The organism is Clostridium sp. DJ247, assembly GCF_014231265.1.
The window spans coordinates 61376-82592 of sequence record NZ_JABAIW010000001.1 but is presented as its reverse complement, the minus strand read 5'-3'; the positions used below and the strand labels follow the sequence as shown (position 1 = coordinate 82592).

Annotated in this window: 18 protein-coding genes; 6 read left to right on the top strand and 12 right to left on the bottom strand. The window is 34.2% G+C overall.

Translation table 11 applies throughout. From position 1 onward, the window contains the following. Positions 1-92: 92 nt before the first annotated feature. Positions 93-674 carry a hypothetical protein gene (locus HGI79_RS00385; RefSeq protein WP_185648741.1) on the bottom strand — a complete coding sequence of 194 codons (582 nt, stop codon included), beginning with the start codon at positions 672-674 and terminating at the stop codon, positions 93-95. Positions 675-870: 196 nt separating this feature from the next. On the opposite strand from HGI79_RS00385, the gene HGI79_RS00380 reads away from it, so the two are divergent. Beyond that, positions 871-1665: a TIGR00266 family protein gene (locus tag HGI79_RS00380; RefSeq protein WP_185648838.1), complete on the top strand. Its 795-nt coding sequence runs from the start codon at positions 871-873 to the stop codon at positions 1663-1665. Between the two features lie 113 nt (positions 1666-1778). Here the strand turns inward: HGI79_RS00380 and treR are convergent, their stop codons facing one another. The 4 genes from treR to HGI79_RS00360 form a co-directional block, all read right to left on the bottom strand. Further along, positions 1779-2489, bottom strand: coding sequence for a trehalose operon repressor (treR, locus tag HGI79_RS00375; protein WP_185648740.1), 711 nt, complete (start codon positions 2487-2489; stop codon positions 1779-1781). Positions 2490-2766: 277 nt separating this feature from the next. Beyond that, positions 2767-4446 carry an alpha,alpha-phosphotrehalase gene (treC, locus tag HGI79_RS00370; protein WP_185648739.1) on the bottom strand — a complete coding sequence of 560 codons (1680 nt, stop codon included), beginning with the start codon at positions 4444-4446 and terminating at the stop codon, positions 2767-2769. 28 nt (positions 4447-4474) lie between these two features. Then, positions 4475-5926 (bottom strand): PTS system trehalose-specific EIIBC component, encoded by a 1452-nt coding sequence (treP, locus tag HGI79_RS00365; protein ID WP_185648738.1) that lies wholly within the window; start codon positions 5924-5926, stop codon positions 4475-4477. 165 nt (positions 5927-6091) lie between these two features. Continuing rightward, positions 6092-7537, bottom strand: a complete 1446-nt coding sequence (locus HGI79_RS00360; protein WP_185648737.1) for a spore germination protein — start codon at positions 7535-7537, stop codon at positions 6092-6094. Positions 7538-8025: 488 nt separating this feature from the next. Here HGI79_RS00360 and HGI79_RS00355 point away from each other — a divergent pair, with 488 nt between their 5' ends. Then, a complete protein-coding gene (locus HGI79_RS00355) occupies positions 8026-8982 on the top strand; it encodes an NAD(P)-dependent oxidoreductase (RefSeq protein WP_185648736.1) in 957 nt (318 codons plus the stop codon). Between the two features lie 20 nt (positions 8983-9002). Here HGI79_RS00355 and HGI79_RS00350 read toward each other — a convergent pair whose 3' ends face one another. Further along, entirely contained in the window at positions 9003-9404 is a 402-nt protein-coding gene (locus HGI79_RS00350; protein ID WP_185648735.1) for a hypothetical protein, read from the bottom strand. A 257-nt stretch (positions 9405-9661) separates the two neighbouring features. Here HGI79_RS00350 and HGI79_RS00345 point away from each other — a divergent pair, with 257 nt between their 5' ends. Then, positions 9662-13036 carry a hypothetical protein gene (locus HGI79_RS00345; protein WP_185648734.1) on the top strand — a complete coding sequence of 1125 codons (3375 nt, stop codon included), beginning with the start codon at positions 9662-9664 and terminating at the stop codon, positions 13034-13036. A gap of 323 nt (positions 13037-13359) precedes the next feature. Here the strand turns inward: HGI79_RS00345 and HGI79_RS00340 are convergent, their stop codons facing one another. Further along, positions 13360-13668 (bottom strand): PadR family transcriptional regulator, encoded by a 309-nt coding sequence (locus tag HGI79_RS00340; protein WP_185648733.1) that lies wholly within the window; start codon positions 13666-13668, stop codon positions 13360-13362. A 128-nt stretch (positions 13669-13796) separates the two neighbouring features. Between HGI79_RS00340 and chrA the strand changes: the two genes are divergently transcribed. Further along, positions 13797-14888 (top strand): chromate efflux transporter, encoded by a 1092-nt coding sequence (gene chrA, locus HGI79_RS00335; protein ID WP_185648732.1) that lies wholly within the window; start codon positions 13797-13799, stop codon positions 14886-14888. On the opposite strand, the gene HGI79_RS00330 is transcribed toward chrA, so the two are convergent. The 5 genes from HGI79_RS00330 to HGI79_RS00310 form a co-directional block, all read right to left on the bottom strand. Beyond that, on the bottom strand, positions 14876-15043 hold the full coding sequence (locus tag HGI79_RS00330) for a hypothetical protein (protein ID WP_185648731.1): 168 nt from the start codon (positions 15041-15043) through the stop codon (positions 14876-14878). The genes chrA and HGI79_RS00330 overlap by 13 nt on opposite strands. Then, entirely contained in the window at positions 15040-16509 is a 1470-nt protein-coding gene (locus HGI79_RS00325) for a HAMP domain-containing sensor histidine kinase (protein ID WP_185648730.1), read from the bottom strand. Before HGI79_RS00325 ends, HGI79_RS00330 begins: the two co-directional genes overlap by 4 nt. After that, complete coding sequence (locus HGI79_RS00320; protein ID WP_185648729.1) at positions 16502-17185, bottom strand: response regulator transcription factor; 684 nt, start codon at positions 17183-17185, stop codon at positions 16502-16504. Before HGI79_RS00320 ends, HGI79_RS00325 begins: the two co-directional genes overlap by 8 nt. Before the next feature lie 470 nt (positions 17186-17655). Beyond that, positions 17656-18141 (bottom strand): DUF4342 domain-containing protein, encoded by a 486-nt coding sequence (locus HGI79_RS22605; protein WP_185648728.1) that lies wholly within the window; start codon positions 18139-18141, stop codon positions 17656-17658. A gap of 350 nt (positions 18142-18491) precedes the next feature. After that, on the bottom strand, positions 18492-19904 hold the full coding sequence (locus HGI79_RS00310; RefSeq protein WP_185648727.1) for a PHP domain-containing protein: 1413 nt from the start codon (positions 19902-19904) through the stop codon (positions 18492-18494). Positions 19905-20205: 301 nt separating this feature from the next. Between HGI79_RS00310 and HGI79_RS00305 the strand changes: the two genes are divergently transcribed. Continuing rightward, complete coding sequence (locus HGI79_RS00305) at positions 20206-20823, top strand: hypothetical protein (protein ID WP_185648726.1); 618 nt, start codon at positions 20206-20208, stop codon at positions 20821-20823. 7 nt (positions 20824-20830) lie between these two features. Then, positions 20831-21175, top strand: coding sequence for an ATP-dependent Clp protease proteolytic subunit (locus tag HGI79_RS00300; protein ID WP_185648725.1), 345 nt, complete (start codon positions 20831-20833; stop codon positions 21173-21175). Positions 21176-21217 lie beyond the last annotated feature (42 nt).

The following is a 21217-nucleotide window of genomic DNA, read 5'->3' as shown; positions in this document are numbered from 1 at the left end:
ATACAACAACCTGTAAATAAACCTTTTACAGGTTGTTTTTTCAAGGGCACTTCCTATAATATTATGCCCCTGCTGTAGTTTATTTTTTAGCTCTACACTTTTATTAGGAAATCTGATTGAGTTTTTTTAATTTCTATTTTTTCAGCTAAATTCTTAATACTATTTTCAAAATCATTTTCTACTATAACATCTGCCTTACTTATTACTTCACTTGCGGATTTTTTAATATTATTTTCCATACTTTTAAGCATTATAAAACTTCCTGGCATAACAACATTACGAAGACTGTTGGATTCGCAAATTATTAATGTATCTTTAGGAATTTCACACATAAAGTGCTTTATTCCCTCATAAATATGAGTATTTAAACATTTAAGCCAATATACTCTTTCTGCTCCTGCTGCAAGTAATAGCGAAGTATCTTTATTTTTACTTTTATTATTTTCCTCTAACAATTCAAAATTTTCTTTTATATTGGCGCAAACTCCACAGCCCTGTCCACCTCTTGGACATTTTCCATTCCTATGTTCAATTGTGGTTATTTTTAATGCAATAATAGGAAATTTATCTTTCCATTTTTTAATCAATTCCACAGCAAGTGTAGTTTTACCACTATTACGCCCTGTTGAACCAATCAAAATCATCCGACCAATATTCACCATTTTTGTTTCCATGTAACTCACTTCCTTTTCTCACCTAAAAACATTATAAACCATTACTCTAAATAATAAAAGGAAGAATCAGGTGGGGTCAAAAACTCCATCTGATTCAAATTTCACTTTATCTCTCAATATATATCATAAATATATTGAACTTAAGACTAAATTAATATATATTGAAGATAATAATATTAAAGAAAGGATGATGTATATGAATTCTCATGAAATTGATCATAAAATTTATGGAGATGATATTCAATTCGTTGAAATAGAGCTTGATCCAGGAGAGACTGTAGTGGCTGAGGCTGGAAGCATGATGATGATGGACGCTAATATTCAAATGGAAACAATATTTGGAGATGGTTCCTCCAAATCCAAAGGTGGATTTATGGATAAGCTCCTTGGCGCCGGAAAAAGAGTACTAACTGGTGAAAGCTTGTTTATGACAGCCTATACTAACATAGGTTATGGAAAACAAAAGGTAAACTTTGCAGCACCATACATTGGTAAAATAATTCCTATGGATTTAAGTATGCTTGGTGGAAAACTTATATGCCAAAAGGATTCTTTCTTGTGCGCAGCAAAAGGAGTATCTGTTGGTATAGATTTTAGAAAAAAATTAAGTGTTGGTTTCTTCGGTGGTGAAGGCTTTATCCTTCAAAAGTTAGAAGGAGATGGATTAGCCTTTATTCACTCTTGTGGTGCACTAGTAAAAAGAGATTTATTACCTGGTGAAACTTTAAAAATAGATACTGGCTGTCTAGTTGCTATGACAAAGGACATACATTACGATATAGAATTCGTAGGTGGAATTAAAAATACTTTCTTTGGTGGTGAAGGTGTATTTTTTGCCACTGTTTCAGGTCCTGGAAGTATATGGATTCAATCTCTTCCATTTAACAGACTTGCAGAACGTGTATTTGCAGCCGCTCCTTATGGAGGTGGAAGAAAAGAAGAAGGAAGTATTCTAGGTGGCCTTGGAAACCTCTTTGATGGTGATAACTAAAATAACTCTATACAAAACAACCTGTAAATAAGCTTTTTACAGGTTGTTTTTGTAAGGGCACTTTTTTTACCTTACCATCTTTCATAATGAACTTTATTACTATCATATTTTTATTATCTTCTTCTAGCAAAATCACAAAATTCAAAACGGTCAGGACGATGCCTTGATTCTGTATATTCAAATTGAGTTCCATCATTTAAATAAACAAAGTTTATTACTACTACTACGAAATCATAGGATTGCATATCTAGGTTTTTTTTATCAATAGAATTAGCTGATTCAATTTTTATAATTCTTTTAGCAAAACCTATTTTAGTATTCAAAGCTTCTTCAATATATTTATAAATAGATTTTTCTGCAATTTCTTTTGTAAGATTTAAAACATTATCTTTTAGAAAATAATTTATATCTAAGATAATATTTTCATTATTTAGGCTTCTGATACGATGTAATTTATAAGCTTCTTTTCCTTCTGCTAAACAAGTTTTTTTATGTAAAGCTTTATCTATTAATACTTCTTCAAATCTTGATACAGAGGTAACAAAATCATTTCCATTTATACTGGAAACTTCAGCAAAACTCACAAGGTTCCCAAAGGAAAAAGTAATTTGATTGTTATCTAAAACAAAAGCTCCTTTACCATGAACACTGTTTACTAAGCCTTCTTCTGATAGCATATCTAAAGCTCTTCTAACCGTACCACGACTTGTATTATAAATTTTACAAAAATCATTTTCAGAAGGAAGCTTTTCACCTGATTTGTAATTACCCTTAAGTATATCATTTTTTATATTTTCGTATATACATATATATTTTTTGTCCATTAGTAGTCCTCCAACAGCTATTTTCATATAGAGTATATCATATAATTATGAAAATAGTGAACTACCGCTATCTAAAGAAAGATGGTGGCTTTATACTCAATATCCCCATTTCAACAAGAGAATTTCGCAGGTTCTGTTAAAACATAATTCTTAGATTGAAATGAAGTTTTCTACTATATAAGAAGTATTAAATCGGATAGTCTTATACGCCAAATGAGTTTTAAAAAAGTATCAGTGAGTTTTAAATATCACTGATACTTTTTAGAATTATTGTGTTTCACTCTATATAGAAAGCCACAGATTCATATGGACGCAATATAATCTCATTTATATTGTTTTTTGTATCCGCATAATTAGATATTAATATTTGAGATTTTCCTTCTAAAATTGAATCTTTAGGAAGAGTAAAGGTCGTATCTTTAGCATAAAAATTATTTACAACTAAGAGCTTTTCATCATTATAACGTCTAATATATGCAAATATTTGTGGATCATTCTCCAATATAAGCTGAAAATCTCCATAGGCAATTATATCGTATTTCTTTCTCAATTCTATAAGTTTTTGATAGTGATAAAAAATAGAATTTTTATCTTTTAATGCATTGGCTGCATTTATATCTGAAAAGTTTTGTGACACATTTATCCATGGAGTTCCCTCAGTAAAACCTGCATTTTTAGAAGCATCCCATTGCATTGGAGTTCTAGAATTATCTCTGGATTTTTGCTTAAGTATATCCATAACTTCTTTATCCGATTTTCCTTTAGATTTTAATATATCATAGGCATTTATGGATTCTACATCTCTATAATCCTGTATTTTATCAAAATTTGGATTTGTCATTCCTATTTCTTCACCCTGATATATATAAGGTGTACCCTGTAACAGGTGTACAGTAGCGGCTAACATTTTAGCAGACTCATTGTGGTACTCTTTATCGTTTCCAAAACGTGATACTACTCTTGGTTGATCATGATTACACCAAAATAATGCATTCCATCCATTACCTTTAATCATTCCATATTGCCAATCACTTAATATCTGCTTAAGCTTTATAAAATCAAATTCTGCCGCGACCCATTTTTCACCATTAGGATAGTCTACTTTTAAATGATGAAAGCTAAAAGTCATACTTAATTCTTTTTCAGTGGGATTTGTATATTTTATACAATTATATATAGAAGTAGAAGACATTTCCCCAACAGTTAACATATTATCATATTTTGAAAATACATTTTTATTTATTTCCTTTAAAAAGGTATGAATTTTAGGACCATCTGTATAAAATTTACGGCCATCTTCTGACGGTGTATTTAAAGTATCATCAGGGAAATCCTGATCTTTAGATAATAAATTAATTACATCTAATCTAAAGCCATCTACTCCTTTGCTTAACCAAAAGTCCATCATATCATATATACTTTTTCTCAGATCTGGATTTTCCCAGTTTAAATCCGCTTGGGTAACATCGAAAAGGTGAAGATAATATTGTCCTGAAGTTTCATCATACTTCCATGCACTACCTCCAAATTTAGACTGCCAATTATTAGGTGGCATATTGTTTTTACCATCTTTCCAAATGTAGAAATTTCTATAGGGATTATTTTTAGATTTACAGGACTCCTTAAACCACACATTTTCTGTAGAAGTGTGATTAACTACCATATCCAATATAATCTTTAACCCTCTTTTGTGAGCTTCTGTTAATAAATTTTCAAAAGTATCCATACTTCCGTATTTAGAATCTATTTTATAATAATTACTTATATCATAACCATTATCCCGCTGTGGAGACTCATATATAGGGGTCAACCATATAACCTCTACCCCTAAAGTTTTTATATAATCAAGTTTATCTATTATTCCCTGTAAGTCTCCTATTCCATTTCCTGTTGTATCCTTAAAGCTTTTTGGATAAATTTGATATACAACAGACTTTTTCCACCAAAGTTCATTCATACGTAACACCACCTATTTATATTTTAAATTATTGATTTTTGCTAAGTTTCATATTTTTTAAGCTTGGTAAGTCAAAATTTTTAAACTTTGATAATGCGAAGGTTAATATAAAAGGAATCACTATAGCTATAAGCATACCTACAAAGAAAGCTCCCCATTGTTGTGGAAATATTGATAAAAAGCCAGGTAATCCTCCAACTCCTATAGAAGTAGCTTTAACATGGTTTAATGTTATAACTATGGCACCTGCTGCTGAACCTACCATAGCAGAAAAGAATGGAAATTTAAACCTTAGGTTAACTCCAAATATAGCTGGCTCAGTTATTCCAAGATAAGCTGAAATAGCAGATGTAAAAGACAATCCCTTTACTTTTTCATCTTTAGTTATAAACATCATGGCTAAGGCTCCAGAACCTTGTGCAATATTTGAAAGAACAAGTATAGGCCATAAGAAAGTTCCACCTGTACTTGCTATAAGCTGTATATCTAATGCAAGGAACATTTGATGCATACCTGTTATAACCAATACTGAATAGAAACCACCATATATAATAGCACCTAATACTGGTAGTTTATCAAATATGAAAACTAATCCATAAGTAATTTCGTTACCTATAAAAAAGGTTACTGGTCCAATTACGATAAAGGATAAAAAACCTGTGACTAACAAAGCTATAGGTGCAACAAACAATAATTTAATTGAATCAGGAATAAGTTTATTTAAACCTATTTCTAATCTTGCTAGCAAGTAAGATGAAAATAATACTGGTAAAACTTGTCCTTGATATCCTACTTTAGCTACTTTAAGTCCTAGTAAATTCCAATATGGTACTGTTCCCTTTGTAACAGCTTCTCCATAATTATAAGCGTTTAGTAATGATGGATGAATAAGCATTAATCCTAGCACAATACCAAGAAGTGGATTCCCACCAAATCTTTTAACTGCTGACCAACCAATTAATGCTGGCAAAAATGTAAAAGAAGTATTAGCTATAAGATTTATAACATCTGAAAGATCCTTCCACTGAGTATAAACATCAATCAATGACTTGTCTGCAAAAAAGATACCTTTACCAGCAAGAATATTATTCATACCCATTAATAAACCCGCAGCAACAATAGCTGGAAGTATTGGTATAAATACATTTGCTAACGTTTTCACCAGACGTTGAATTAAATTAAGCTTTTCTGCTGCTGCATCTTTTAGCTCCTGCTTTGTTGCACTTTTAATTCCCGTGATTTCAATAAGTATGTCACAAGCCTTGTCCACTAATCCAGGACCTATAACAACTTGAAACTGTCCATTAGTTGAAAAAAAGCCCTTAACTATATCAATTTTTTCAAGATTAGCTTTATCCACTTTATTTTCATCTTTTAGAGCAAATCTTAACCTAGTAACACAGTGAGTTGCGGCAGCTATATTATCTTTACCACCAACAGCTGCAATAATTTCTTCTACTGATTTTTTTGAAACTTCCATTGTAATCTTCCCCCTTTATGGAATTATAATACAAATTATGTATTTACTGCGTATATATAAGTTATGGAAATATGATAACATGTATAAACAAGTATGTCAACACTTGTTTATACATGTTGGAAAATAAATAATAGTTATAAGGTTTCCTTCAACATTGAAGCAATTCTACTCCTTTTTACTATCTTTAATTTCTGGTATTGGCCTTCGAAATAGGATATGTGATAAGGGTTTCCACTCGAAAGGAAGAAGCGGCCAAGTATACTTCTTTCCATTCTTAAAGGAACTGGTTTTATAAGTGATGACAAAGATTATGATGATTGCTGCAGCAAATCCATAAATGTTAAACAATCCTGTCAGCACCACTAGCAACAGACTAAAAATACGGATTGCCATAGCAAACTCCACACTAGGCGTAGCAAAAGTTCCTATTCCTGCAAGCGCCATATAGAGCACAGTTTCCGATACAAACAACCCTATTTTTACTGCAAACTCGCTGAGCATCAAACCGCCAATGATACCCAAAGAAGTAGTCAGTGCACTTGGAGTATGAATAGAGGAGATTCGCAGTAAATCCAATCCAAATTCAAGTAAAATAAATTGAACAAATAAAGGAATATTGCTGGATTCCTTCGGCCCTAGGAACTGCAAAAAATGCGGCAGGTATTGCTTATTATTTACCAGTAAAAGCCATAGCGGAAGCAGTACAAAGGCAGAAAGCATTCCTAAAAAGCGTACCCACCGTATATAAGTTCCTACAGTGATGTTTTGATAGTAATCCTCAGCATGCTGCGTAAAATGGAACATGGTAACAGGAAGAATCATAACGCTAGGGGAAGTGTCTACAATGATTGCAATGTGACCCTCCATCAAGTGAGCTGCCACAACATCTGGTCGTTCTGTAAACTTAGCCTGAGGAAGAGGATTATACCAATGTTTCTTTATAATCAACTCTTCCAACGTCTTTTCTGCCATTACCAAGGCTCCCACATCTACCTTATCTATTTTATCTTGAATCTCTTTTAGCAGCTTCTCGTCAACCAAGTCCTTTATATAGGCAATGACCACATCTGTTTGGGAACGCTTGCCTACACTTTTAATCTCAAATATAAGATTTGGGTCCCGCAGCCTTCTTCGGATGAGCGCCGTATTAAATATAATTGTCTCTACCAATCCATCCCGTGAGCCTCTAGTAACCTTCTCTAAGTCTGGCTCCTCCGGACTTCGTACAGGGTATTCTCTTGCATCAATAATGATTCCTTCTTCTTCACCATCGATTATAAGTGCAACTGCGCCAGCTAGCACTGAAGATTCCATTTGCTTTATATCAGAAAAGCTCTCTACCTCAATATATCCTATTTTATGCTTCATTAAGGTGATAATGGTATTCTTTGTTATGTCTTCTTCCTTCAAAGACTGCAGCACCTCTAAAATCCAAAGCATAATGTCATCCTTTGCAAAACCGTCAATAAAAACCAAATAGGCTTCTCTCTGCCCAATGAGTACTTCTCTTCCGATGACATCAAAACTTTTTTTAATGGGAAGCCTTTGCTGGATCATCTCCTTATTTTTTTTAATGTCCTTAGTTAATTTAACATTCTCTGGCGTATCCATATTCTCACTCCTTTTTAAAGGGTTCATGTTCTACTTCTACCAAACTGTACACTTCTTTTTGCTTTAGTAGCTTGCAATGACTAATGGTATCCTTCCCACTCTTTCCTTTTATTATACGTTGCCGAATTAATCCAACAATCTATTCTCTGAAAGGTCTTTTGTTACAAGATCTTAATAGGTACGTGGCATATACATTTTTTAAAGGAAAGCAAAAAATCAAATCATGACCACTGGTAAGATAAGGGGACGTTTCATTTGCAGAGTGTTTTATTTTACCGAGTGGTTTACGCTTTCTGGCTAGCATCGGTAGTTTATACGCTCTCATATCAAGATCGAGTTCTTCAGCAGGATACTCTATAACATAGTCATCAGGCCGTTTTTCTGAAATATGCGAAGAAAGTACACTGTAATTTATATAATATTTTTGACAGCAACCTACATCTAGAGTATATTAATATTTATAAATATTCCAATACTAGGAGGTAATTATGAAAAATACAGTATTTCTCAATTCAGCAAAGCTAGACTTTGATAACAAACTTAATTTTTCATCATTAATAGAAATCTCAACTGTTACAAAATATGAGGAAAGTAACAATGAGGAAATTTTAGAAAGAGTTAAAGATCAGAATGTTGTCATCACAAAAGAACTACCTATAGGAAGAGACTTGATTGTTCAATTCCCTCCTTCCGTTAAACTTATCTGTGAAGCCGGCACTGGCTATAACAACATAGACATAGTTGCCGCAAAAGAAAAGAATATTACTGTCTGCAATGTTCCTGGCTACAGTACCGAGGCAGTAGCGCAGTTAGTTATTGCTTTCATATTAAATTTAAGCTCATCATTGACTCTGCAGCAGAACATGATTAAACAGAAAAATTTTGATAACTTTACTAAATGCCTTCTGGTTCCACATTTTGAAATTCAAAATAAGACACTTGGAGTAATTGGTGCTGGAGCTATTGGACAGCAGGTTATGAAAGTGGCACGAGCTCTTGGAATGAACATTCTCGTCTACAGTCGGACTCCCAAACAGTGGACCCATCCAAATATACAATCTGTTTCTCTTGAAGAATTACTTAAGCAGAGTGATTTTGTTACTATCCACTGCCCACTTACTGACAATACAAAACATCTTATTGATAAAGACAGGTTGAAGCTAATGAAGCCTTCAGCATTTATCATAAACACTTCAAGGGGAGCCATTATAAAGGAAACTGATTTAATTGAAGCTTTACAAAATAAAGTAATTGCCGGCGCTGCACTTGATGTTCAAGATCCAGAGCCACCTGAACTAGATAATCCTTTATTTACTATTGGAAACGTTATTCTTACTCCACATATAGGCTGGAAATGTTTTGAATCTAGACAAAGGCTTATTGAGCTCCTAGCTAATAACATTAAATCTTTTATTGAAGGAAAACCAATTAATGTTGTAAATTAAATAACTAAGTTGCTGGATTTTCATTCACATACTAATTCTAACTGCAAAATAACTTTACCTAGAAAAACTGCAGCACAAAAAGCCGCGAAACTTGCGGCTTTCTCATCATTAGAAAAAATTCCTTCCTTATTATATTTTGCTATACAACTTTTAAATTTGGAGCTTGAACCTGAAGTATCTGTACATCCATTGTATGTTATATAAACATAGTTATCATTTGCTGCAATATCATAATATTGCACATTATAAACAAGGTCATCTGGTATGGCAGAACTTTTTGAATAGGACGATAAGACACTAAAACTTTTATCTAACTTTTTAAATGAACCATCACTTATTAAAATCCAAAAGCTTGCACCATTATAGGCAATAGCTCTTGCTGATACTGACAGAGTTATATTGTTTTCCTGTAAGTGAATCATATAACTTAACTGTAGCAGTACCTGTAAAAGGCGTTTTGAATTGAAATATCTTAAGCCAATTGTTTCGATTAGATCGGATTCAGCAATTGCCTTCATGATGCTGAATGTTGGACTCTAAGGGTCTATCAAATCGTGGGAGCACCAATTATTTTTTATAATGATTCATTCACAAATAGTATACATAATGAATAATATATATGGATCATAAAAGCTAGTGGTAATATCGCTGTACAAATAAATCTACAAGGAGGAAAAAAATGGAGAATAACAAATCTTTAGTTCGGGCAGCCCTCGTGGTGGATCCGGATACTGGATACCTGGTTCCAGACTATTTCGGTACCGCCAATTGGGCCTATAGTCCGCCGCTGAGAAAATTCGTTGATGCAATACCGGGGCTTGGACCTAGCGGTACAAACGCTTTGGGGCAGTACATCCCGGTTGCTGTGGCTGATAAGACAACTTATCCAGGCTCTGACTACTACGAAATCGCCGTTGTTGAGTTTAAAGAGCAGATGCACTCGGATCTGCCACCCACCACACTCCGAGGCTATGTGCAATTGTCCACAACAGTCGTTCCCGGAGCGCAAATTGCTTTGACCTATAATGGTACACCGATTTTAAAAGGTGATGGCACCCAGGCTTACGGTGTGGATGTGCCCCATTATATGGGACCTGTTATTATTGCCACCCGTGACGTACCGGTGCGGATCAAGTTCTACAATCTGCTTCCTACCGGTGCTGGTGGTGATCTCTTCATCCCGGTGGATACAACCGTTATGGGGGCTGGGATGGGACCTCTAGGAATGGATGCCAAGCCTATGAATTACACGCAAAACCGTGCCAACATCCATCTCCATGGTAATAACACCGTCTGGATCAGTGATGGGACTCCACATCAGTGGATTACCCCTGCTGGAGAGGACACTCCCTATCCTGAGGGTGTCAGTGTAGTGAATGTCCCTGATATGGAGAATGTAGACGACCCCCGGGATGGAGTGCAGACCTTGTACTACACCAACGCACAAAATGCTAGGCTGATGTTCTACCATGATCACTCATATGGTATCACTCGCCTTAATGTCTATGTGGGAGAGGCAGCAGCTTATCTACTGACAGACAAGGTGGAACAGGATCTGATCAATGGCACCAATGAATCCGGCGTCAACCCGGGCTTGGAAAAGATTCTCCCCGACCTTGGGATTCCCATTGTCATTCAGGATAAGACTTTCGTTGATGCCAATACCATTCTCAATACGGATCCCACCTGGGCATGGGGGACAACACCTGGCACACCCAATACCGGTGACCTCTGGTATCCTCACGTTTATAGCCCTGCCCAGAATCCTTGGGATCCTACAGGGGCAAACCCGTTTGGTCGCTGGATGTACGGTCCGTGGTTCTGGCCGCCCACAACGAATATAAAACATGGGCCGGTTCCGAACCCTTACTATGATCCTCAAAATGCACCCGAGCAACCACCGATGATGCCCGCCATGCCTTACCCTTCAATGCCAGGCGAGGCGTTTATGGACACCCCAGTTGTCAACGGCACGGCCTACCCCTACTTGGAAGTGGAGCCCAAGGCTTACCGTTTCCGCATACTGAATGCCGCCGATGACCGTTTCTTTAACCTACAGATGTATATAGCTGATCCTGCTGGCTATATTTCACCTGACACAGGATATGCTACAGAAGTCAAGATGGTGTCCGCTTGCGGAATACCAGGCCTTCCTGCCGACTGGCCAAGTGGTGTGCCCGATCCAGCCATGAAAGGACCGGACTGGATTCAGATCGGTACCGAAAGCGGTTTTCTGCCAGCACCTGTGGTGATACCAAGCCAGCCCATCACCTGGAACCTGAATGCTACAAACTTCAACTTTGGAAATGTGGATCAGCACTCGCTCCTGCTGGGAACCGCAGAACGGGCAGATGTCATGGTTGACTTCTCCCAGTATGCTGGGCAGACCCTGATTCTATACAACGATGCTCCCGCAGCTTTCCCAGCGGCCGACCCGCGCTATGACTATTACACAGGTAACCCAGACTTGACTGCCGAGGGTGGTGCTCCCACCACGCAACCGGGCTACGGTCCCAACATCCGCACCATCATGCAGATCAGAGTGGCAGCTTTAACTCCTGCTCCTGCGTACGACATAACTGCGCTGGAAGCAGTGTTTGCTAAAACAGACACTAAACGGGGTGTCTTTGAAGCGTCCCATGATCCCATCATTATACCACAGGCCGCTTACAACTCTGCCTACAACGTTACGAATTTACCTGCGGATGCTGCCAGTGCCTATGTGCAACTTAATGAGTTCTCCAAGACCTTTCACCCCATAGATGCGAATGGAGCTCTTCTGCCACCTGTTACCCTGCCCATCGAACCGAAGGCTTTACAAGACGAAATGGGTGAAGTCTATGATACCGAGTATGGACGGATGAGCGGCATGCTTGGACTTGAATTCCCGGTCTCCAGTTCTAACTTCAATCAATTTGTAGTCTACGGCTATGCCAGCCCGCCTGTTGACATTGTCAAAGGCACAGCAAATATTAATGCGACTCCCATTGGCTCTCTTTATGATGGAACTCAGATCTGGAAGATCACTCACAACGGTGTGGATACCCATACCATTCACACCCATCTGTTTTCTGCACAGCTCATCAACCGGGTTGCCTGGGACGGCGCTTTGATACCGCCTGATTCTAATGAACTAGGCTGGAAGGAAACCTTCAGGGTTAACCCGCTGGAGCATACAATTATTGCACTGAGACCGAATATTCCTACCTCTTCACAGGTACCATTTGAGGTACCAAACAGTGTTCGCCTGCTGGACCCGACAATGCCCGAGGGCGCTGTACTAACACCTCCACCACCCGCAGGATGGTTCGACCCGTTGGGAAATCCAATTAACCAAGTTACTAACCACTACGTGAACTTTGGTTGGGAATACGTTTATCACTGCCATATTCTCGCCCACGAAGAGATGGATATGATGCACGCAATGGTGTTTGCTGTTCCACCGAAAGCTCCTTCAAGTCTAGCTGCTAATATTATCGGTTTCCACTACAGAAAGCGTGTAGTTTTAACCTGGACTGACAATTCCACAAACGAGACTAGCTTCACTGTACAGAAAGCGGTCAGTAGCGCTGGCCCATGGAATACTTTAGCAACACTGCCATCCGGTTCAAATTCATACACCGATCTAATTGGCGACACGAACAACGCTTACTACTACCGGGTGTTTGCCTCCAACACTGTCGGTGATACCGCTACTCCTGGCTTCCCAACGATGACAGTGAACTCTGACTTTTCCAACGTGGTGAAGGTTGGTCGAAATCAGGTTCTGCCACCAGCGGCTCCAACCAACTTGACTGCAAGGAGGCTAACGGGACCGCGAGTTCGTTTGACCTGGTGGGACAATTCCGATAACGAGACTGGTTTTGTCATCGAACGCTCTGATAATGGGGGAGCCTACTTCACACTTGTCACACTTGGACCGAGATTATCCATGAATATCGCCTTTTACACTGATAGAACTGTGGTGCCTGGCAATCACTACAGCTACCGAATAGCGGCCGTAAATTATGCAGGATTGTCAGCTTACTCAAACACGGCAAACGTGAATCTATAACCCGAGGCACCATCTAATTGCAGGGGACGGTTAACAATTTGTAATGATTTTAAAATGCATGTAGTTGTTAACCGTCCACTTGCTACTAGAACTTATTACGACTCTATATTTTTTGTTTTTGATAGATTGTTTAATGAATCAGGTAATCTATGGTATGAAAGTTCTTTTTTTTATTAGACGCAGCTCAATATGGTATCCTTTGTTTAAAGAAGAAAAATCCTTTAAAGATAGAAAAATGATACTGATACGCATTAATATTATATTTGCGTCAAGATGTACCCCCTAGGTTTAATGGGGTCTAAACTATAAAATATGAATGCCTTCTATTCTTTTATCTCTTTAAAAAGCTCATAAGCCTTTGCTCTTGCTTCAGTTAGAACATCTTCACCTAATGGAGTTATTGAATAATATTTTCTCATTTTGCCTTCTACATTTCTATCTTCAACTTTCAAAACACCATTCTTTTCTAGATTGTGAAGTATAGGATACAGCGTTCCTGCACTTATTTCATATCTATGTTCCTTAAGTTCCTTAATCATCCAAGATCCATAAAAGGGATCTTTTTTGGCATGATGTAATATATGTATGTGAATAAATCCTAAAAATAATTTTCTCATTATTTGCTCTTGCATTTATATCCCTCCTGTGATATTGTTAATTTATATTATCGGATTTCGATATCATCTTTAGATATCACCTTTCGTTAATTATTATTTAATTTTATCAATTGAATTTACTACAGTCAAGGAGGACACTTTTTATGAAAGAGATTTTAAATTATTTTCTTAAAATTGGATTAATAGGATTTGGAGGACCAATGGCACATATTGCAATGATGGATTCTGAACTAGTAGAAAAACGAAAATGGTCAACAAAAGATGAGTTTTTAGATGGTCTTGCTGTGTGTAATTTATTACCTGGTCCTGCTTCAACTCAGTTAGGTATATACATGGGATATCTTAGAGGAGGTATTCTCGGTGGGACTTTAGCTGGTATTGCATTTATTTTGCCCGCTTTTATAATAATTACTTTATTAAGTTATGTTTATTTCAAATTTGGTAAAATACCTAGCATAAATGGTATTCTTTATGGCATAAACGCTGTTGTCATTGCATTAATATCGTCTTCTCTCTTAAATATGTACAAGAAAACAATAATCAGTAAAGCTCAGTTTATTATTTTTATTTTAACAACAATTGCTATAACTTTCTTTAAAGTAAATATGATTGTTGCAATGCTTATGGCTGGTATAGCTGGAATACTTATATACTCAACTCCTTCAAAAAATAGAAATAAAATGTTTTCTATTGCTTTACCTTTAACTTTTCTTCCTTTACTTTCAAATCTATTTCTATTTTTTATAAAGGTTGGATCATTTATTTATGGTGGTGGATTAGTCATTATACCTTTTATAGAAAAGGAAGTTGTAAATAAGTTAGGATGGCTAACTCAAAACGAATTTTTAGTAGGTATAGCATTAGGACAAGTTACTCCAGGTCCAGTAGTGATAACTGCTGCATTTATTGGTTATAAAGTTTTTGGCTTTATAGGTGCGTTAGTTTCAACAATAGCTATTTTCTTACCTTCATTTGTTTTTATTTTACTTGCAGCTCCATATTTAAAAAGACTTAAAGATATCCCATGGATTAAAGCTGCACTTAAAGGGATAAATGCTGCAGTAATTGGCTCCATATTATCTTCAATTATATCTCTAATTCCTGCAGCAATAATTGATGTTCCTACATTACTAATTGCATTAATAGGTTTGATTTCTATTGTAAAATATAAAGTTAATGTTTTTTGGTGTGTTGGTGTGTCTGGGTTACTAGGATTAATGTTCTATCTAATATAAAAGAAAGAAGGGAATATTATGAGTGAAGCGTTATTTGAAGCAAATAATGCTTTAGAAACTGCTTTAATTCCTACACTTAATTCAATGCTAAGATATAGTGAATAACATAAATAAAGCACTTCTGTATCTGTGACTGGAAGTGCTTTATTCTTCATGTAAGTAGAGGCAGAGTAACCTTTATTTTTGTTCCGTAATTCAACCTGCTTTCTACCAGTATACCTCCATTATGCTTATATATAATCCACTTAGCTATAGCAAGTCCTAAACCAGTTCCTCCACTTTTCTTTGTTCTAGATTTATCCGCTCTGTAAAATCTATTAAATATAAAAGGCAGATCTTCTTTTGCAATACCGATGCCGTTATCTTCTACAATTATAAGTAAATTTCTGTTTTCTAAGAATGTATTTATCTTTATATATCCATTTTCAGGAGTAAATTTTATGCTGTTGTCTACAAATATCCTCAAAGCTTGTTTTATAAGCTTTCTATCTGCATTTATAATTATTTTTTCATTGTGTTCATTTATAATTTTATAGTTACTTTCAATAAGTTTCGTTTCTTTTATAACCTCATCTATTAGTTCATTTATATAAAAATTTTCTTTTTCTATTTTTTGTGTATTTTTATCACTTCTTGCTAAAAATAAAAGCTTTTCTACTAAATCCTTCATATTTTCAGCTTCATTCTTTATAGCTCCTATGGATTCTTCTAGTACTTCTTTATCATTCTTCCCCCACCTATCTAATAAATTAGCGTAACCTTGTATTACAGCTATAGGAGTTCTTAACTCATGTGAAGCATCAGAAACAAACTGATTTTGTTGTTCATATGACTGCTGTATTCTATCAAGCATATCATTAAATGTTTGAGCTAACTCCTTTAATTCATCATGAGAATAACTTACATCTAGTCTTCTATCTAATGAGTAGACTGATATTTCTTTTGCAGTTTCTGTCATTTTATCGATAGGTCTAAGCATTTTCTTACTAGCTCTTGAACCAAATATTATAATAATAATTAATATTATTATATTCAAACTTATTAAAATATAAAGTAAAAGTCCTAAATACTCTTTTTCTTTTGATAAATCTTTTGAAATTTGTACATAAATAATTTTATCTTTTAACTCTATTTTATTATTTAAAACCATTATACTTTTACCATCAATTTTGATTGTATGTATAGAATCTAGCTTATAATAAAAATCACTTATAACTTCTCCATAATTATAAATTGACCTACGTTTTTCATCAAAAACTCTCACACTAATGTTATCATTTTCACATAAAGCTTTTATAATCTGATTTGATATTTGTGAGTTTTCTTTAGCATAGATTTTAAAAATTTCACTATCCTTTATTAGTTTATTCTGTACCTGAAGATTCAAGAAAATTCCAAAACCTAATAATACAGCTGTGCTTAAAAGAAAGAAAATAAGAGAGAAAATAGAAACATAAACTGTAGTAATTTTAAAACTTATAGAAAATCTAAATTTTATCCTAAATTTGCTTGAAACCTTATCTATAAACTTCCAACTAAACTTTATAAAATGTGTTAATATATAAAAACAAAATAAAGTTATTTTCATTATAATTTTTATTATAGTTTTAAAATTATTCATGTTTTAGTACATACCCTACCCCTCTTACTGTATGGATTATCTTTTGGTTGTATTTATCATCTATCTTGCTTCTCAAATAACGTATGTATACATCTACTACATTAGTATCGCCTAAATATTCATAGCCCCAAACTTTTTCCAATATTTTTTCTCTAGTTAACACAATACTATTATTCTTCATCAAATATTTTAATAAATCAAACTCTCTTTTAGTAAGATCTATTGGCTCCCCATTAAAAGTTACTATATGTTTATCTAAATCCAATTTTAGTCCTTTAAATTCTATGGTATTATCTACTTGTATAGAATTTACTTTTCTTTTTAAAACTACTCTTATTCTAGCTAACAATTCTTCTATAGCAAAAGGTTTAGTTATATAGTCATCCGCACCTATATCAAGCCCCATAACTTTATCCATTACTTCATCCTTTGCTGTAAGCATAATAACCGGTGTTTCTGAAGTTTGACGGAGCCTTCTTAAAACCTCCATACCATTTAGTGAAGGTAACATTACATCTAAAATTATAAGTCGAAAATCTCCACTTAGAGCTTTATTTAAACCTTCCCTTCCGTCATAACTTATATCAACTATATATCCTTCATATTGCAATTCCAATTGAAGAAATCTAGCTATTTTTTCTTCATCCTCTATTAAAAGAATTTTTTCTCCTGCCATAATTTATCCTCCCTGATTAAATTTATCCATTGGACTATTGCCATTAACTAATAAATTGAAAACTCCCTCTCATATAAGAGGGAGATACCATCATTCACTAGCTTTACACAATTATACAACATATATAAAATAAAGTGAAACTTATAATTTAGATATAGATATCCAACTTCTAAAATTTACTTATGCTGAGGGGTATATTACCAGTTCTGACGGCACATTTAAATACTTTTTTAATGAGTCTTAGCGCGGGATTTTGGAAAAGCCTTAGAACTTTAGATTTGTTTGAGTGAAACGAGTTTATCAAAGTTCTTAGACTTTTCCAAAATCCAAGCTTTAGACTCATAAAAAAGTATTTATGGTGCCTAAGAATTGGTAATATACCCCGGTGGTTAAGTCAAGTTTTGAGGTTGTATATCTATAGGATCTTATCCTAGCATAAATTTATAGCAGCTTTTCCTATTATCTATAGATTATTGTGCTGCAGCATCGTTTTTAATTGAGTTATCCTCATCTTTAGTTAAGGTATTTTTTGCATTATTTACTACCATACTCATTTTATCAAATACTTTATTTACTTCCATGTTTTCATTCTTTTCATTTTTTATTCTTATTTTATGATTTGTAAATAATACAATTAAAAGAGCTGCAATAGATAGTGGCGGAGCAATTATAGTTATTAATATTATCAAGTTAATCGGTAAATTCAATATAATATTCTCATTTTTACTAATTATAAACTTTATTTTATTTCCTTTTTTTATTAAACTTTTAACTTTAGCAATAAAGCTTCCACTACAGCTAAACTCTGAATTTTCCTTAGTTTTTTTCTCTTTCTCAAGATAAATTAAAGCTTCTACTATATCATTATTACACTTTTCTAAGGCTTCCTTCGCATCCTTATAACTTACATTTGCCCTTTGTCTTAATAAATCAATTTGTTCTAATGTTGCTTTCACACTAATCCCTCCAAATATTTTTAACTTTTCATTTAAATTTAACTTATGTCTATATTATAATTTAGAGAAATTAAGAGAACCTTAAAAAAAGATTAAAATTAGATTAGAAAAATTTATTTATAAAACTTACCGAACTGGGAATTGAAGGCTAGGTAAGAGTTGAAGAGTTACATATAGCTAAAAACATAGAATGATGATACTAATACGCAGAATTAAGACTTTTGCTTAAAGGTGCAACCCCCTTGAGTTAAGGGGGGTGTAAATAATAATCTTGTTTATACTCAATACAAAACCTCAGGGTCTTAGATCAATCCTGAGGTTTTGCTATTGACAATATTATTAGATAATTTTTAGTTTTGTGAAGTTATGTTTAAGATAATTTCATCTACAAACTTAATAAGATTATCTGCTTGGTCTACAGAAATTTCTTTACCACTTTTAGCTTCTACTTCATTTGTAAATGCATTTAATAAGTTTTCGTAGTTATCTTTTCCTTCTTCAACTGCTTTTTTTGCATTATCTAACTTAACAGTAAGGCTGTTTTTAACTCCTTTGTTTACATCAAGTTCTTCTACAGAATCTTTAAGATTATCTATTGTGTATTCATTAACTCCGAATGGTTGAGTAAAGCTAATGCCGCCATCTCCTAATAGTTGTGCACGAACATAACTATCTACTTCGTCTTCATATAAGTTTAAGTCTAATGTATTTCCTGTAGCTATTACTTGCCCATTCGCAATCCATTGGATAGTGTTGTAATTTTCTCCTTTAATTGTAATAGAATTTTTTTCTTGATCAACTGAAATGTTTTCTATTACTGGAGTAGGTCCTTGTGCTTCAAAGTCCATACCAAGTTCTCTTTTAGCTACTTTTGCTACCGCATAGAATGTTCCAGTTTCCATTGACTCGCGAACATTTTCTTTATTGTTTTTTGGCATTAACATCATGTTATAGCTAAAACCAGTATTGTTAACGTTATGGGTATCATCATTTGAAAATCCCCAAACTGGATTACGCTTTTCCATAGTTTCTTGAAGAATGCTATCCCAAAGAATTCTATCACTTACTGAATCACCATCTTTTTTATTGATTATTTCCATTCCTACAAGTGAGTCGTATTTATTAAATAAGTCTATATATTTTCCTACTACTTTAGGATCAGTAGAAATTTTTTCTCCTTCTTCAAAATCTACTTTTCTTGCACCTGTGTATCTACCTGGATGATTTATATGAGAAATACCACCTAATTCTTCTGCTTTGGCGATATTTTCTTCTAAAGTAGCACCAGGTTCATTATTGAAATCTGCAAAGAAAGTATTCAAGTGATCAGCTCTTGATTGTTCATTGGAATAAGTGATACCTACCATACCCCTACCGTCTCTGCCTACTCCTGAATTAATTTCTTCTAAACGCTGAGTAGTTAAGTACTCTACTCCTTCTCTATCAGTTCTATCCCATGTAGTATTAGTGAAGTTGTGGTCAGTTAGTGCTAAAATATCAAAACCTTTTGCATAGTGGTCTTCGATCATTTCAGCAGGTGTGTTACCACCATCACTTTCAATACTATGTGCGTGAAAATCTGCCTTATAATGACCGTATGTATCCCAGTCTACTGTCGAATATGGATTTACAATAAAATAGTCAGTATTTCCTTCTAATGTGGAGGCATAAATTGTACTAGCATTTCCCAGGGTGAATGATGTAAGCGCTAGTAATGATAAAGCACCTACAATAACACTTTTTTTCTTCTTACTATGCATCAATCAATCTATCTCCTTTTTTTAATTAGTACAGATCTTTATCAATCTATCTACTTAAACTATAGCAGTTAAAGGTTAAGAATTCACTTAGAATATGTTAAATAAAGTAAAATATACTAAACAAAGTAAAAGAATTTTCTTCGTAAAAAAAATTCTTCATACTACTAGTTAATTCCATCATTAATATAATTGCATCAAACTCCACTGCTACAGTTATTTCTAAAAAACAGGCAAGAACATTAGGTTTTTCATATCATCAATCAAAACCGGTGTTGTAATATTTTTATCATTAGGTTTAAAAGCAATGATAATTAAGCAAATCAATATACCTGTTAAAATCACTTTCGAAAATTCATCTAATGATAAACTTTACAACTACTTAAATGATGTAAGTTATGGAATGTCTAAACCACAATTTAATCATTTAACCAGCATAGTTAACGGATTAATTAATTTACCTAGCATTAAAACTTTATCTAAAATTGCAGCAAGCGTATCTTCTGCAAAAGATAAAAGTTGTATTTATAAGTTTTTGAGCCGTTCTAAATGGGACGATAGTCTTCTGTCTAATTATGAAAAAGTATATTGCCTTATGGATTCTTGGTATACAAATAGTAAGTTGATTGAAGCATCTTTATCAAGAGGATATCACTTGATAGGAGTAGTTAAATCTAACAGAAAAATATCTCCACTAGGAATATCACTGCAATTATCTGAGTTTGAGAAATATATTACCCCTAATACCTTAGACCTCGTTACAGTCAAAGGTAAGGACTATAGGGTATATACTTACGAAGGTAATATTGCGAAATTTCCTAATGCTAAAGTTCTTATTTGTTATGAAGTAAATAGAGGTACTTACAAATCTCCTGTATACTTGATGTCTACCGACATCTTAATTAAATGCAGAAACTATAATTGAATACTATTTGCATAGATGGAGTATAGAGACTTCTTACAAGTATTTTAAAAGTAATCTAGGCTTTAATGAATATAGAGTTCAAAGCAGTATATCAATTGAACGATATTTTCTTATAGTATTCTTAGCTTACAATTTTTTAGAATTATTCAGAGTTACTGAAAAACATGAAGCTTTAAATACTATAGGTAAAGCCCAAGAACATCTAAACAGCCTAACGACGAAAGCGCTAGTGCGCTTTATATATGAAAAATCAAAACAAAATGCTACACTAAGAGATATGGAAAGAGATTATTTCATGTCCGCCGAGGAAGCCATGTCCTATGGAATAATAGACAAAATCCTTTTAAAATAGGATTTGTTAACTGATAATGTTGATATATGAATAACATCTTCA

Excerpts from the sequence above, each read along its gene's own strand:
- treC (WP_185648739.1), bottom strand. The coding sequence starts at position 4,446 with ATGAATGAACTTTGGTGGAAAAAGTCTGTTGTATATCAAATTTATCCA.
- HGI79_RS00355 (WP_185648736.1), top strand. The coding sequence starts at position 8,026 with ATGAAAAATACAGTATTTCTCAATTCAGCAAAGCTAGACTTTGATAAC.
- HGI79_RS00330 (WP_185648731.1), bottom strand. The coding sequence starts at position 15,043 with ATGAAGAATAAAGCACTTCCAGTCACAGATACAGAAGTGCTTTATTTA.
- HGI79_RS00320 (WP_185648729.1), bottom strand. The coding sequence starts at position 17,185 with ATGGCAGGAGAAAAAATTCTTTTAATAGAGGATGAAGAAAAAATAGCT.
- HGI79_RS00305 (WP_185648726.1), top strand. The coding sequence starts at position 20,206 with ATGATAATTAAGCAAATCAATATACCTGTTAAAATCACTTTCGAAAAT.
- HGI79_RS00340 (WP_185648733.1), bottom strand. The coding sequence starts at position 13,668 with ATGCAAGAGCAAATAATGAGAAAATTATTTTTAGGATTTATTCACATA.
- chrA (WP_185648732.1), top strand. The coding sequence starts at position 13,797 with ATGAAAGAGATTTTAAATTATTTTCTTAAAATTGGATTAATAGGATTT.
- HGI79_RS00345 (WP_185648734.1), top strand. The coding sequence starts at position 9,662 with ATGGAGAATAACAAATCTTTAGTTCGGGCAGCCCTCGTGGTGGATCCG.
- HGI79_RS00360 (WP_185648737.1), bottom strand. The coding sequence starts at position 7,537 with ATGGATACGCCAGAGAATGTTAAATTAACTAAGGACATTAAAAAAAAT.
- HGI79_RS00380 (WP_185648838.1), top strand. The coding sequence starts at position 871 with ATGAATTCTCATGAAATTGATCATAAAATTTATGGAGATGATATTCAA.
- HGI79_RS00325 (WP_185648730.1), bottom strand. The coding sequence starts at position 16,509 with ATGAATAATTTTAAAACTATAATAAAAATTATAATGAAAATAACTTTA.
- HGI79_RS00385 (WP_185648741.1), bottom strand. The coding sequence starts at position 674 with ATGGAAACAAAAATGGTGAATATTGGTCGGATGATTTTGATTGGTTCA.
- HGI79_RS00350 (WP_185648735.1), bottom strand. The coding sequence starts at position 9,404 with ATGATTCACTTACAGGAAAACAATATAACTCTGTCAGTATCAGCAAGA.
- treR (WP_185648740.1), bottom strand. The coding sequence starts at position 2,489 with ATGGACAAAAAATATATATGTATATACGAAAATATAAAAAATGATATA.
- treP (WP_185648738.1), bottom strand. The coding sequence starts at position 5,926 with ATGGAAGTTTCAAAAAAATCAGTAGAAGAAATTATTGCAGCTGTTGGT.